The organism is Sphaerotilus sp. (assembly GCF_013299175.1).
GTDB lineage: Bacteria > Pseudomonadota > Gammaproteobacteria > Burkholderiales > Burkholderiaceae_C > Sphaerotilus.
The window spans coordinates 46,703-59,600 of sequence record NZ_JAAFKF010000009.1; the positions used below are offsets into that span (position 1 = coordinate 46,703).

Genomic DNA, 12,898 nt, shown 5'->3' on the forward strand with positions numbered 1-12,898 from the left:
GGGCTTATGCTTCCTCGACGTGTTCAGCCACCAGACTGTCCAGCAGTTTTCTGAGGCTTGGTGAACGCGGGTGCGTGAAATTCATGTGGGGCGCAATGCGTTCTGCCCAGGCACCGACCACCGCGTCGGGATCTATTTTCTGGATGCGCTGGATCTTCGCGGCAGGGTAGGCGGCTGCAATGGCATCGGGATCGGCGAGAAACCAGCTCTCGGTCTCTTCGATGGCGAGTCGGAACAGGACACGCGGCGGTCGGCGCTGAAGTGCTGACAACATGGCATCGAGTTCGTTCAGCAGGACAGCCTCCGGTGTGTCGTCTGCATCGACGACCACCAGGATCAGGACTTCTTGCCCCAGATCGGCATAAGCCCGCAGCTTGGCGGGCAACTGGTGCAGCAACGTCCGATCGCGCTCACTCGGGCGTTGATGGAGATTTTCAGGCAATTTCCCCTTGCCGTTGTGTGGGTGCAAATCGAAATGCAGGGTTTCGGTCAGACCAAAGCGCCGGGTGAGGATTTCCCGCATCACCGGCACGTCGGCCGCGCCTTCCAGCAGGGCATGGATGAAGGGGCGCATCACTGTGGGTCGAGACCAAAATGGTTGCTGAACCAGAGGCTGCCCAGCGGAATGCCTTCGTCGAACATGGCTTGCACCGACGGCACATCCTTGGCCCGTTTCATGTTGGAGAAACCGTCATGCCCCTTGGTGAGAATCCAGACTTCATCGGGACTCAGTGCATCGACCAAGCTGGGGGCATGGGTGGTGATCAGTATTTGAGGCCCTTTTGGCTGGCTGGCAAACGTCTTGAATTCGCTGGCCAGCAGACCCAGCAGTTGGTGGTGCAGACCGTTTTCCGGCTCTTCGATGCCGATCAGCGGTGCCGGTACCGGGTCTTCCATCAGCAGCAGATAGGCCAGCAGTTTCAGGCTGCCGTCGGACATGTCCTGCTGAAAGAAGGGTTCGGCATAACCTTCTGCGTGAAACTCTAGCAAGAGCCTTCGATCGGGTGCTGGAACAGATTTTATGGATTGAATGCCTGGAATCTTCCTGGATACCCGCGTCAGCATGTCCTTGAATGTGATAGGGCGTTCCCTCTGAATAAATCGAAGGTATTTCGCCAAGTTCTCGCCGCGACGATCCAGGTGCGGGTCCGCGCCGCTCATGGGCTGGCTGCGGGCCAGTTCCGGAACAAAATAGGAAAGGTACCAGCCGCTGAGAAATTTCCTGAATTTGGCGATTCTCGGGTGGTCGGACAGCGTGCCCAGCGTCGAGATGGCGAGCACTTGGCGGTCGCTCATCTTGATGGAAATCTTGTCTTTTCCTTCTTGCTCCTTGGTCGCATCACCTGACCACGCAAAGCCTTTTCCGTCGGTGAGATCGACAAAGGAATAAGGCTGGCCGTCCGTTTGACCCTGCCGACGCTGGCGCAGGCGTTCTCTGGTCACGACTGGGCGGCCTTGCGTGTCACAGTCGATGTGCAGGGTGTAATTGATCGGGCGACTGTTGCTGTTTTCTCGATAACGAATCTCGAAACAGATCGGCTCCGTGCTGCCCTGGGTGCGCAGCCGCTCGAATCCACCACGATGGGGCTTGTCACAGGCCGCTTCCACGCCTTCGCCCAGACAGTCCCCGAGAAATCCCAACGCATCCAGCAGGCTGGATTTTCCGACTCCGTTGGCACCGATGACCGCCATCAATCGGGGCAATGTTTCTGCCTTGGCTTCAAAAATGGTGCGGCCCAGCACCACGTCCTTCAAGGCCCGGTAGTTCTGGATCTGAATGCCTTCAAGAATTGCCATGGTGATCTGTCCCTTGCTGCGTCCCGGTGCCTGCAGGGAGCTTATCCCAACGCCAGGGCGTCAGCGTGCAAGTGACTTCAGCGCCGCCTTGATCCCGTCGCTCACCCCGATGTCCGCCGGCAGCAGCTTGATCGCCGCCGCCGCTTCCTTCTCGTTGTAGCCCAGCGCGATCAGCGCCTGCACGATGTCGGACTGCGCGTCGGTCTGCACCACCGTGCCTGGTAGCGCCAGATCCGGCCCGAGCTTGCCCTTGAGTTCGAGCAGCAGCCGCTCGGCGGTCTTCTTGCCGATGCCGGGTACCTTGACGAGGCGGCCGACCTGCTGCGTGCTGACGGCCTGCGCCAGCTCGCCCGCGCTCATGCCGGACAGGACGGCCAAGGCGATGCGCGGGCCGACGCCGGTGATGCGGATGAGCTGGCGGAAGGTCTCGCGCTCCGCGGGCGTGAGGAAGCCGTAGAGCAGTTGTGCGTCTTCCCGCACGACGAAATGCGTGTGCAGCGAGACGCGCTCGCCGAGGTGCGGGAGGTTGTAGAACGTGCTCATCGGGACATCGACTTCGTAGCCGACGCCGTTCACATCGATGAGGATCTGGGGCGGGGATTTTTCCGCCAGTGTGCCGGTGAGTCGTCCGATCATGGGGCGCGATTATGCGCGGGACGGTTCACCGGCAGGCAGACCATCAGCGGCGGAACAGACCGAGGCGCTGCGCTTCAAGGGCGGCTTCAGCGCGCGAACTCACGTTCAGCTTGCGGTAGATCTGCTTGACGTAGTCGGCGATCGTGTGGCGTGACAGGCCGAGCTGCACGCCGATTTCCGGCAGCGTGAAGCCCTTGGCCACCCGCAGCAGCACCTCGCGCTCGCGCTCGGTCAACTGCACGTTGGGCATGAGCGTGTCGGTGGTCGGGTAGGGCTGCGCAATCGGCTTGTTCGCCTGGGCGGAGAAGTAGGAAATCATGCGCCGCGCGATCGACGGCGACAGCGGCGGCTCGCCCTGGCTGATGCGCTGCAGGTGTTCCATCAACTGCTCGCGGGGCTGCTCTTTCAGCAGGTACCCATACGCGCCGGCCTGCAGCGCGGGGAAGAGGTGGTCGTCGTCGTCGTGGATGGTGACGACCACCGACTGCGCGTCCGGCTGCGACTCGCGCAGCGCCTGCACCACCTTGACGCCCGAGCCGTCGGGCAGGCCGAGGTCGATCATCGCCAGATCGAAGCGGTGGGCCGTGACCTGTTGCAGCGCGTCGTGGACGCGGGCGGATTCGACCACGGTCGAGCCGGGGAAGACCTGCATCACCAGGGCACGCAGCCAGGCGCGGATTTCGGGCAGGTCTTCGAGCAGCAGAATGGTTTTCATAAGCGTTCCTCAGGCGGGATGGCAGTGTGACGACTCTATCGGTCGCTGGATGGCGAACATGAGCGTGGGGACGAAATTGAACGAATTTCGTGAAAGATCGAAGGGCGTTAGGCTCATAGCGGCAAGGTCAGGCGAATCGTCGTGCCATAGCCGGGGCCGGACTCGACCAGGCACTGGCCCTGCAACTGCTTGGCACGGCCCTTCATCGTGGACATGCCGTGGCCGCGGTCGAGCTTGCCGTCCAGCTCCATCGGGATGCCCTTGCCGTTGTCCGAAATCGTCAGCTCGAAATCGTTGATGTCCTGCCGGATCGAGATCTCGGAATGGGTCGCACCGCTGTGCTTGAGGATGTTGCTCACCGCCTCGCGCAGGATGCGGGTCGTCTGCACATAGGCCCGCGCGCTCATCGCCCGCTCGCTCATCAGCAGGTCGTCGGGCGTGTTCCAGTTCAGCTCGACCCCGCCTTGCGACATCCGCATCATCACTTCGCTGCGCCAGTCGCCGATGGCGTCTCCGAGCTGCATCGCCCGTCCGCCCAGGCCGCGCACCGACAGCCGCATCTCTTCGAGCGCTTCGCGGCCAAGGGTGGCGATGCGCTCGTTGTCGCTGGTGTGGACGATGGTGAGCAGCTTGGCGCCAAGGTCGTCGTGCAGGTCGGCGGCGATGCGCTTGCGCTCCTTGGCCGTCACCTGCTCGACACGCAGTTCGGCCATGTGGCTGTAGTTCTTCTCGATGTCGGCGGAGATTTCCTGCACGCGGCGCTCGGCCTGTGCCCGGCCCTGCTCGGCCGCCACCACCTCGCCGCGGAGCTGCTGGTACAGGCGCAGCACCATGCCGCTGAACATCACCACCGCAGCGACGCTCAGCGCATGGTTGCCCGGCAGCAGCAGCGTCACCGGCACGAACAGCTCCTCGAAGACCAGCACGAACAGCCCCGTGCCCACCGCCGCACAGACCACCCAGAAATCGGCCGGCGAGTAGTTCCAGGCGCGGTGCAGAAAGGCCACCGTGGCCACCGCGACCTCCAGCGACAGGATCACCGTCCAGGGGTGGGTGATCATGCTGATGCGGTCGGGCGCGGCGATCACCAGACTCAGCGGCACGACGACGCTCTGCAGCGCGATCGACAGCTCCAGCCAGCGCACCTTGATGCCGCTGTAGCGCATCAGCGAAAGGATGCTCGCCACGGCCACCGGCGGCATCAGCGCGCCGATCAACCATTCATGTGCCACCACCGACATGGGCAGCCGCGCACCCGTCAGCAGCGCACACAGCAGCGCCCAGCCCACGCTGGCCGCGCCGAAATAGCCGAGGTAGGCCAGCCGGGTCAGCGTCGCCAGGGCCAGAGAGGCCGCACCGATCAGACCGGCCAGCAGCGCCAGCGCCTGCGTGGCGCTGACGTTGAAGGTGCGGGCGCGGCGCAGCTCCTCTTCGAGCACGTCCATGCGCCCGACGCGCACCGGCGAGAGGTGGCCGGCGTGTTCGCGCACCGCCACCTGGGAACTCACCTGTGCCGTGATCTGGATGTCGAGCTGGTTGTCGGCCGGTTTGAGCAGTGCGGGTGGCAGCGTGATCAGCACCGGGTCGAGGCAGTTGTAAGGCTGCGGCGCCGAGACATTGCCGCGCGCGGCCAGCCGAAAACCGTTGATGCGTATTTCGTAGGCGGCGCACAGGCGCTCGAAGTACAGGCCCTGCAGCGTGGCCGGATTCGGATTGGCTGGCAGGTCGAAGCGCAACTGGTACCACAGCGGCGCCGTGAACTTGGGCGAGTGGTCCCAGACATCGGGCAGCGTGATCAGCCGCGCTGCGCCGGTGATGGGCACCTCGCGGGTCGGGGCGCGCACCACCACCGCGTTGCGGATCGTCGTGATGCCCTCGGGACTGGCGCGACCGCCGATCTCCACCATCCACAGCCCGATCAGGATCAGCGCCACCACCATCAGCCCCCAGCGCGCCGGGTGCAGCGCGATCAGCAGCGGACGGCCGCGACCGGAGCCGAGGGTGCGGAGCTGGGTCAGCCAGCCGGGCGAAAGTACGGTTGTCGCAGGCGCGGGAGGCGTGACCACTGGGGTGTGAAATCCGGAAGAGGGGGAGCGAAAGACAGGCGGGCAAGGCGAAGCTTTTGATTCTGCCGGACCACGGGCGTACCGGCGGCGCGGCGACAATCACGCTCCCGGCCCCTGCCTCATAGTTCACATTCCACCCGTGATCCTGCGCCACGCTTTCATCCCCCAGGACAACCGCCGGCTCGCGCATGTCTGCGGCGCGCTCGACGAACACCTCCGCACGATCGAAGCTGCCTTCGACGTGAGTATCCGCCGGCGCAACGAATCGTTCCGGGTCGAGGGCGCCCGCCGTGCCGCCGAGCGGGCGGTGGCCTTGCTGCAGCAGCTCTACGACCGCGCCACCGAGGCGATCGATCCGGCCGATTTGCAGCTCGCGCTGGTGCAGGCGATGCAGCAGGACACGCCCGCGCTGCGGGTGGTCCACGCGGGCGAGCCGGTCGCCGATGCGGGCGCCGAACCCGAGATCGTCCTGCGCACCCGCCGCAGCGAGCTGGCCGGCCGCACGCGCAACCAGACCACCTACCTGCACAACATCCTCGGCCACGACATCACCTTCGGACTCGGCCCCGCCGGCACCGGCAAGACCTTTCTCGCGGTCGCCTGCGCGGTCGATGCGCTGGAGCGTGGCTCGGTGCAGCGCATCATCCTGACCCGCCCGGCGGTCGAGGCGGGCGAGCGGCTCGGTTTCCTGCCCGGCGATCTGGCGCAGAAGGTCGATCCGTATCTGCGTCCGCTCTACGACGCGCTCTACGACCTGATGGGCATGGACCGCGTCGGCAAGGCGTTCGAGAAGGGCCAGATCGAGGTCGCCCCGCTGGCCTTCATGCGCGGGCGCACGCTCAACCACGCCTTCGTCATCCTCGACGAGGCGCAGAACACCACGCCCGAGCAGATGAAGATGTTCCTCACCCGCATCGGCTTCGGCTCGCGCTGCGTCGTCACGGGCGACACCACGCAGGTCGATCTGCCGAAGGGGCAGGTCAGCGGGCTGACCGACGCGGCGCGCATCCTGCGGGGTGTGCGCGGCATCGCGATGACCCGCTTCACCTCGGCCGACGTGGTGCGCCACCCGCTGGTGGCGCGCATCGTCGAAGCCTATGACGCCGCCCGTCCTGCCGTCGATCCGTCCGACCACTGAACCGCACACCGAAGTCCTCCACCGGAGCCGACCCGCCATGCCCGCTGCCCGTCCTGAACTGAGCCTGTCCCTGCAATTCGCCGATCCGCGGCACCGCGCCGTGCTGCCGCGCCACAAGGTGATGCGCTTTGTGCGTGCCGCGCTGGAGCTGCCCGGCGAGATCACCGTCCGCATCGTCGGTGCCGAGGAAGGCCAGCGCCTGAACCTCGATTTCCGCCAGAAGGACTACGCCACCAACGTGCTCACCTTCGACTACAGCGCCGAGCCGGTGGTGTCGGCGGATCTGGTGCTGTGCGCGCCGGTGGTCGAGGCCGAAGCCGCTGCCAATGGCAAGGCGCTGCTCGACCACTACGCCCACCTGCTCGTCCACGGCACGCTGCACGCCCAGGGCTACGACCACGAGGACGACGAGGAAGCCGCCGAGTGCATGGAGCAGCGCGAACGCGAGATCATGGCCGCGCTCGGTTTCGCCGATCCCTACGCCGAAAGCACGCCATGAGTGACACCTCCACCGCCACCGCTGTGCCCACCGACCCGCATCTCTGGCTCGAAGACGTGCAGGGCGAGGCCGCGCTGGACTGGGTGCGCGCCCACAACGACCGCGCGCAGGCCGAACTCTGCGCCCGCCCCGAGTACGCCGACTTCAAGCCCCGGCTGCTGGCGCTGCTGAACAGCCGGGAGCGCATCCCCTACGTCAGCCGCGTCGGCCCGCACTTCTACAACTTCTGGCAGGACGCGCAGCACGTCCGCGGCCTGTGGCGCCGCACCACGCTGGCGAGCTACCGGCAGCCGGAACCGGACTGGGAGGCCGTGCTCGACCTGGACGCGCTCGCCGCGGTCGAAGCCGAGAACTGGGTCTGGCATGGCGACGACGTGCTGGCCCCCGCGCAGCCCGGCGGCGAGTGGCGGCGCTGCCTCGTCTCGCTGTCCCGCGGCGGGGCGGACGCGACCGTGGTGCGCGAGTTCGACCTGATCGACAAACGCTTCCTCAGCGAGGCGGAAGGCGGCTTCACCCTGCCCGAAGCCAAGAGCAGCGCGGGCTGGCTCGACGCCGACACGCTGGTGGTCGGCACCGACTTCGGCCCCGGCGCGCTCACCGATTCCGGCTACCCGCGCGTCATCAAACGCTGGCACCGCGGCACGCCTCTGGGCGCCGCCGTCACCATCCACGAAGGCGCGGCCAGCGATGTCTCCGCCTGGGTGAGCGTGGACGACACACCCGGCTTCGAGCGCGTCATCCACGGCCGCTCGGTCGATTTCTACACCACCGAGATGTGGCTGGTCGGCCAGGACGGCACGCTGCAGCACCTCGACAAACCGGCAGATGCCAGCCTTGGTTTCCACGAACACTGGGCGGTGATGGAGCTGCGCAGCGACCTCGTGCAAGGCGCCGTCACCCACCCGGCCGGCTCGCTGCTGGTCGCCCAAGCCGATGACCTGCTCGCTGGCCGCCCGCAGTGGACCGCGCTGTTCACCCCGACCGCGACCCGCTCGCTGGGCGGCAGCACCTGGACCCGCGGCCATGTGCTGCTGAACGTGCTGGACCAGGTGGCGAACCGGGTGGAGGAGCTGCGGCTGGTGGACGGCCAGTGGCAGCGCCGCGCTGTCCAACTGCCCGGCCCCGGCACGCTGGGCATCGCCGCGCTGCACGACCCGCACATGCCGGACGACCCGCTGGCCGAGCACTACTGGGTCACGTATGCCGATTTCCTGACGCCCGATTCGCTGATGCTGGCCCGCGCCGGCACGGACGCGCTGGACGTCCTCAAGCAGCGCCCGCGCTACTTCGACAGCGATGGCATGACCGCCGAACAACGCTTCGCCACCAGCGCGGACGGGACGCAGGTGCCGTACTTCCTCGTCCGCCCCAAGGGCTGCCGCGACGACGGCGACAACCCGACGCTGCTCTACGGCTACGGCGGCTTCGAGGTGTCGATGCAGCCGTGGTACTCGGGCGGCTTCGGGCTGGCGTGGTACGAGCGGGGCGGCGTGCTGGTGGTGGCGAACATCCGCGGAGGCGGCGAGTTCGGCCCGGCGTGGCACCAGGCGGCGGTCGGCGCACACAAGCAGCGCAGCTACGACGACTTCATCGCGGTGGCCGAAGACCTCGTGCGCGCGAAGGTCACGCGCCCCGAGCGGCTCGGGATCATGGGCGGCAGCAACGGTGGCCTGCTGGTCGGGGTGGCGATGACGCAGCGGCCGGACCTGTTCGGCGCTGTCGTCTGCCAGGTGCCGCTGCTGGACATGCAGCGTTACCACCGGCTGCTGGCGGGGGCGTCGTGGATGGCGGAATACGGCGATCCCGACCAACCGGAACAATGGGCGTGGATCGAGCGGTTCAGTCCGTACCAGAACGTGCGAGCGGATGTGCGCTACCCGCGGGCGCTGTTCACCACCTCGACCCGCGACGACCGCGTCCACCCCGGCCATGCCCGCAAGATGGTCGCGAAGCTGGAGGCGCTGGGCCACCCGGTGCTTTATCACGAGAACATCGAAGGCGGCCACGGCGGCGCGGCCGACAACACCCAGCGCGCCCATCTGCAGGCACTGGAGTTCGCCTACCTCTGGGCGCAGCTCGGCGCCTGATCCACCGGAGCGGATCAGGCCGCTACAAGCCCGGCCCAGGGATGGATGACCGGCACCTCCAGAGGTGCGCCAGATCCTCGGCAAGCAACGGCCGCCGGCGCACCGAGGACAAGGCGCAGGCGTCGCGGGAGAACGGGCGGACGACTGCGCAAGGTGCAGGAGGTGGGGTGATGATCCGAGATCAAGCACGGTATCAGCTTCGCGCACGCCGAGCAGGTGTTTCATGCACGATGCGCTGGTGAACGTTGCGGCGAAGCTGGGGCAGCGGGTGCATGTGGCGTTGGAGGCAGCCTGACTGGATCAGGTCGCGACGCAGGGCACGGTTGCGGCGATGGCTTGACGCGAGGTGGGTCTTCAACCGTGAACTATTCCGCGTGAATTTGCCAATTCTGGAAAATCCGCTGCCTGCGGATGCACAGCGCGCGGGGCGCTCCCTAGACTGCGGCGGTTCCCGCCGGGCTGTTCAGATTTCCCAAAACGACAACAACAAGACAGCCGGCCGCCGCCTCCGCGACGTGCATGTCCGCTTCCCCGATCCCCACGATTCCCACGTATGACCGCTTCATCGAGCCGTTGCTGCGCTTGCTCGCCAGCCGGCCCGAGGGGGTGCCTGCGCGCGAGGCGCACGAAGCTGCCGCCGATGCGCTCGGGCTGGACGCGCTAGCGCGGCAGCAGTTGCTGTCGAGCGGCGCGCAACTGATTTACAAGAACCGCGCCGGCTGGGCGCATGACCGGCTCAAGCGCGCCGGGTTGTCGGACAGCCCGCGGCGCGGCTGGTGGCAACTGACCGAGGCCGGGCGGCGCTTCGTGGCCGAGCATGCCGGGCCGCTGAGCGCCGAGCAGGTCGCGACGCTGGCGATGTCGCACATCGACACGCGGCTGCTGCGGCCCGTGGCGGCGGACGCGGGTGAGGCAGGGGACAGCGAGGCGGTCGTGCAGCCGGTCGCCAGCCCGGAAGAGCGGCTCGGCCTGGCGCTGGAGGAAATCCGCCGCGCGGTCGTGGCGGAGCTGCTGGACACGCTGGCCACCGTGACGCCGGCGTTCTTCGAGACGCTGGTGCTCGACCTGCTGCACCGCATGGGCTATGGGGCCAACCGGGCGGATCTGCAGCGCGTCGGCGGCTCGGGCGATGCGGGCATCGACGGGATCATTTCGCTGGACCGGCTCGGGCTGGAGAAGGTGTATGTGCAGGCCAAGCGTTGGCAGGGCACGGTCGGGCGGCCCGAGATCCAGGCGTTCTACGGCGCACTGGCGGGGCAGCGGGCCAAGAAAGGCGTGTTCATCACCACGTCGGGCTACACCGCGCAGGCGCTGCAGTTCGCGCAATCCGTCGAGGGCATCGTGCTGGTGGACGGGGTGCGGCTGGCGGGGTTGATGGTGGACCACGAGGTGGGGGTGACGGCGCGGGTGCTGAAGGTGCCGAAGGTGGATGTGGATTACTTTGAGGAGTGACCCTGTAGTTTAATGGGGCGCAATATTAGATTTTAGGAGATGGCTGCGGATGAAATTGTAATTCCTGATGATTTACGTTATTTCCGCGGGGTGGGATGATTGGATTTATTTTGAGGTACCCGTAAAAATGATTTCAAAATAACCCCATTGATCTGCTTTTTTGAATTAAGTGTGCCAATTAATTGATTCGCATCTATTATTTAGTGGTAGGGTTTTATGGCAAAAATGAAAAATATTCAAGTTTCTGCTCTTAATATTGCGATGCAGACCCCGCATTCTGCAGAGAGATATATCGAGCTTTTTGAGGTTGTGCGGAGACAGCGAGTGCTTGTTAAAGTCGATTCGCTGAGGGCTGCCATGGTTGGGCCAATTTCCAATCATGATGATAGTCAGGAATATGGTCCAATATATGGTGAAATATATTATTTCATTAAAATAAGCCGAGATGAGCCTTGGTTTAATTTAATCACGAGGGCGCCTGCGTCGCTTAGCGATGCGAGTAGTATAGAGCTGCCGACGCATTTGTTACCGCATCTAAAAATCATACCTTTTGTGTTTGGCCCAACAAATCATAGATTGTATTTTTCCTCAAAAATATCGAATGCATCATTATCGACGCAGCGAGCAAAGAAAATATTTGAAGAAATTATTAATTCTGCTTGCAGGGAGGGGAATTTTCCGCAAGTTAACATAACTATAATTCCGGATCAGGAGACTCTTGAGAATATATTTAATATTCATAGACTGAGGACGCTTGAGATAACGTTGTCGCCTCCAAATCCAGATGATTCTGAGGATGATCAAGTACGGTTGTTAAGAAAACTTGATTTGATGCATGCAAAAAAAGAAACGCGTACTTTCCATGCAAAGTATGGCGAATCCCTTTCGCCTGATGAAGAAACGCGCACTATGGCACTTGTTGCTGCTGAAAATGGAAAAGTTGTCGGAGAAGGTATTGATGAAAATGGGGCCAAGGTTAAAGAGTCAACAGAAGGTCATCCCTGGATGAAAAATTTGAGGTATGACCCTGATCGGCAGACTGCTTTTGGCGCGATGATCGCCTCGTTTTTTGGGTAGCACTAAGGACTCTCATATTGTAATATGTGTGTATGTACAGTGGCGTAAAGAAAATATTTGGAGTGTACTGGCTCGCCTACGGGGGTGCCTGCGCTTTGTTGCGATCTGCATATTTGCATGCAGCGATCGTTTTGCTTGCTATGACTTTTCCGCTTTGGGCAAAGGGTGGGGCGTGGTGGGAAGTCCCAATCTCATCGCTACCTACCATGTTGGGTTTTACTGTTGCGGCGCTAGCTGTTTTTATTGGTTTTGGGGATGAAGATTACAGAGCTCTGCTAGCACAGCCGGATGAAGCTGATAAATCGGGGGTTAGTATTTATGTGAGCTTATGCACTACCTTTGTTCATTTTATTATTGTGCAGGCGCTTGCTTTTTCTTTTGCGATAGTTGCAAGTAGTTGGAAGGCGGTGGCTCCTCCAGAATGGCTTGTTCCGTTCGTAATTATCGGCTGTGGCCTTGGATTTTTTTTATTTTTGTACGCGGTGACGTCGATAGTGGCTGTAACAATGCATATATATAGAATATCGCAAATGTATTCGGCATATCATGCAATAAAATCAAAGTCCGCAAATTTGTAATTTTAATAAAATTACTGAATGCAATAGTCTCGGCTGCTTGCCGGCGCATAAAAGCCCAACTGGCCGCGATGCCGGACGAGAGATCGACTACAGCGACCCCGCACCGAAGCGCAACGAGCACTGCCCGCCCTATGTCTATGTCGGCACGGCCAAGTGGGATGCACGCTTCCAGTTCAGCTTCTGACACAACAGCGTGCGGCTGTGGGATGTCACGCCGGCCGAGAATGAGCCGAACGACTGGCCGGTGCTCCCGGCCCGGTGGAGATTGAGCTATGACGACAGTGATCAAGGCCCAGGACCGATTCGACGAACCCGTGACCGCCTCGGTGCTGGCGAAGGCGACCGCCCGAGGTCGCCAGCGGCGCCATCCGGGCTTGCACGCTCTGTCGGTGGCGTACCTGCCGGCGTACCAGTCCCTGTTGATCGGCTTCGCGGACCAGAGCGCGGTGCTGCTGCCGGTGAAGAACTACCCCGAGCTGTCGGCGCTGGGCGTGGCCGAACTGGAGGGGCTGGCGATCGGCTATGGCGGCACGGCGCTGTGCCTGGAGGCGCGGGATCTGCACGTCTCGATCGCGGGGCTGGTGTCGGCCAGCCAGCCGCTGATGGACTTGGCGGCGACGGTGATCGCCGTGCGCAACGGCAGCCGGCGCACCGAGGCCAAGGCGCAGGCGTCGCGGGAGAACGGGCGCAAGGGCGGACGGCCGCGCAAGGCCGAGGCGATCTGACGCGCTGTCAGCGGCTGAGGGCCGTCCCCCGCCCGCTCAAGCCTTGAAAACAGTGCTGCAAACTGTAGATCTACTCCGCCTGCGCCTCTTCCAGCAATGTCTCCCAGTCATCCGGCGGATGCCCGCTG

At 63.6% G+C, this 12,898-nt stretch carries 13 protein-coding genes; 8 read left to right on the forward strand and 5 right to left on the reverse strand.

Features of this window, described 5'->3' with window-relative positions:
• Positions 1-4: 4 nt before the first annotated feature.
• The 5 genes from QZW52_RS03100 to QZW52_RS03120 form a co-directional block, all read right to left on the reverse strand.
• Complete coding sequence (locus QZW52_RS03100) at positions 5-574, reverse strand: DUF4276 family protein (RefSeq protein ID WP_293995139.1); 570 nt, start codon at positions 572-574, stop codon at positions 5-7.
• A complete protein-coding gene (locus QZW52_RS03105) occupies positions 574-1,797 on the reverse strand; it encodes an AAA family ATPase (protein ID WP_293995141.1) in 1,224 nt (407 codons plus the stop codon). The genes QZW52_RS03100 and QZW52_RS03105 overlap by 1 nt, the downstream gene beginning before the upstream one ends.
• Positions 1,798-1,857: 60 nt before the next feature.
• Positions 1,858-2,433 (reverse strand): Holliday junction branch migration protein RuvA, encoded by a 576-nt coding sequence (gene ruvA / locus QZW52_RS03110; RefSeq protein ID WP_293995144.1) that lies wholly within the window; start codon positions 2,431-2,433, stop codon positions 1,858-1,860.
• Positions 2,434-2,476: 43 nt separating this feature from the next.
• The gene (locus tag QZW52_RS03115) at positions 2,477-3,148 is read right to left on the reverse strand and encodes a response regulator (RefSeq protein ID WP_293995147.1); all 672 of its coding nucleotides are present in this window, start codon (positions 3,146-3,148) and stop codon (positions 2,477-2,479) included.
• Positions 3,149-3,261: 113 nt separating this feature from the next.
• Positions 3,262-5,214 (reverse strand): sensor histidine kinase, encoded by a 1,953-nt coding sequence (locus QZW52_RS03120; RefSeq protein ID WP_293995150.1) that lies wholly within the window; start codon positions 5,212-5,214, stop codon positions 3,262-3,264.
• A gap of 139 nt (positions 5,215-5,353) precedes the next feature.
• Here QZW52_RS03120 and QZW52_RS03125 point away from each other — a divergent pair, with 139 nt between their 5' ends.
• The 8 genes from QZW52_RS03125 (at position 5,354) to QZW52_RS03160 (ending at position 12,770) form a co-directional block, all read left to right on the forward strand.
• Entirely contained in the window at positions 5,354-6,352 is a 999-nt protein-coding gene (locus QZW52_RS03125; protein WP_293995153.1) for a PhoH family protein, read from the forward strand.
• A 37-nt stretch (positions 6,353-6,389) separates the two neighbouring features.
• Entirely contained in the window at positions 6,390-6,851 is a 462-nt protein-coding gene (gene ybeY / locus QZW52_RS03130; protein WP_293995156.1) for an rRNA maturation RNase YbeY, read from the forward strand.
• Entirely contained in the window at positions 6,848-8,938 is a 2,091-nt protein-coding gene (locus tag QZW52_RS03135) for a prolyl oligopeptidase family serine peptidase (RefSeq protein ID WP_293995160.1), read from the forward strand. The genes ybeY and QZW52_RS03135 overlap by 4 nt, the downstream gene beginning before the upstream one ends.
• 519 nt (positions 8,939-9,457) lie before the next feature.
• Positions 9,458-10,390: a restriction endonuclease gene (locus tag QZW52_RS03140; RefSeq protein WP_293995163.1), complete on the forward strand. Its 933-nt coding sequence runs from the start codon at positions 9,458-9,460 to the stop codon at positions 10,388-10,390.
• A gap of 216 nt (positions 10,391-10,606) precedes the next feature.
• Positions 10,607-11,467, forward strand: coding sequence for a DUF4747 family protein (locus QZW52_RS03145; RefSeq protein WP_293995165.1), 861 nt, complete (start codon positions 10,607-10,609; stop codon positions 11,465-11,467).
• Positions 11,468-11,529: 62 nt separating this feature from the next.
• Positions 11,530-12,045: a hypothetical protein gene (locus QZW52_RS03150; RefSeq protein WP_293995169.1), complete on the forward strand. Its 516-nt coding sequence runs from the start codon at positions 11,530-11,532 to the stop codon at positions 12,043-12,045.
• A 37-nt stretch (positions 12,046-12,082) separates the two neighbouring features.
• Positions 12,083-12,229, forward strand: coding sequence for a hypothetical protein (locus QZW52_RS03155; RefSeq protein WP_293995172.1), 147 nt, complete (start codon positions 12,083-12,085; stop codon positions 12,227-12,229).
• Between the two features lie 88 nt (positions 12,230-12,317).
• Positions 12,318-12,770, forward strand: a complete 453-nt coding sequence (locus tag QZW52_RS03160; protein ID WP_293995174.1) for a DUF2442 domain-containing protein — start codon at positions 12,318-12,320, stop codon at positions 12,768-12,770.
• Positions 12,771-12,898 lie beyond the last annotated feature (128 nt).